The sequence below is a fragment of the Micromonospora zhanjiangensis genome, assembly GCF_042650605.1.
In the GTDB taxonomy this organism is placed as follows: Bacteria; Actinomycetota; Actinomycetes; order Mycobacteriales; family Micromonosporaceae; genus Micromonospora_J; species Micromonospora_J zhanjiangensis.
Genome location: NZ_JBHSBN010000113.1, coordinates 1 through 986, shown reverse-complemented (window position 1 = coordinate 986; position 986 = coordinate 1). Strand labels below are relative to the sequence as shown.

General features: G+C 67.5%; 2 protein-coding genes and 1 pseudogene. 2 read left to right on the top strand and 1 reads right to left on the bottom strand.

Annotated features, from left to right (window positions below):
• Positions 1-217, top strand: a 217-nt coding sequence (locus tag ACFOX0_RS34185; protein ID WP_377553829.1) for a hypothetical protein, incomplete at its 5' end; no start/stop codon positions are given.
• 140 nt (positions 218-357) lie between these two features.
• Positions 358-438: pseudogene (locus ACFOX0_RS34180) on the top strand (IS5/IS1182 family transposase); the annotation flags it as partial.
• 48 nt (positions 439-486) lie between these two features.
• Here the strand turns inward: ACFOX0_RS34180 and ACFOX0_RS34175 are convergent.
• Positions 487-986 (bottom strand): LysE family translocator (locus ACFOX0_RS34175; RefSeq protein ID WP_377553828.1); only part of this gene is annotated, 500 nt, incomplete at its 5' end.

Here is a 986-nt window from a genome sequence, read left to right as displayed (position 1 = left end):
CTCGTCGTCCGCCCGGCTCACCGTCGAGGCGGTGCTGTCGGAGAACGGCGAGATCGCCTTCAACTACCGCGACCTGACCACCAGCAAGCCGCGCGAGTTGGGCGACAGCGCCACCGTGGGCATCGAGAACCCGACCGGTACGGCGGCGGTGCAGCACTCGTACAACCAGCCGGTCCTGGTCAACGGCACCGCCGTCGTCTTCCGCCCGGCGACCTGACCGAAACACCTAAGGGCGGTTGAAATGACGGCAGTTGATCCGGGTGCCGGTGCCTTGGTGCTGACGAGCGCCAGGCGCGGTGAAGCGGGCGTTCCCGCAGGTGGTGGGCGTAGTGGCGGTTGGTGGCGTGGGTATGGCCTAACCTCGCCATCGACGGCTGCATCACCAAGGCCCCCGGTGGCGGCGAGGTCGCCGGCAGGTCCCCGGTCGACCGCGGCAAGCACCCACCCCACCCGCCGATAATGAAACCCACCTATCTGCGCGACCTCTCACGCGGGGATCGGGCGGGCACGGTCGGCGAGCATGCGCACCGCCAGGACGCCCAGCACCGACGCCATCAGATATCGCTGGATGCGCATCCACGTCGGCCGGGCCACCAGAAACTTCGCAAGCTTCCCAGCAGCCAGCACGATGAGCCCGTTGCCGATGAGGGCGATCGCGATCTGGACAAGGCCTAGCAGCACCGCCTGCAGCGCGATCTGGCCGCGGGCGGGCTCAATGAACTGCGGCAGCAGCGCCACGTAGATCATCGCGATCTTCGGGTTGAGCAGGTTCGTCAGGAAGCCCATCGTGAACAGCCGACGTGTGGAGTCCTTCGGCAGTTCCTGGGACTCAAAAGGGGAGCCCTTGCGCCCGCGCAGCGCCCGGTACGCCAGATACAGCAGATACGCAGCGCCAGTGACCTTGAGCGCGGTGTAAAGCATCGGGACGGCCGTGAACACAGCGACGAGCCCGGCGGCCGTGGCGAGCAGGTAGACCCCGAATCCGG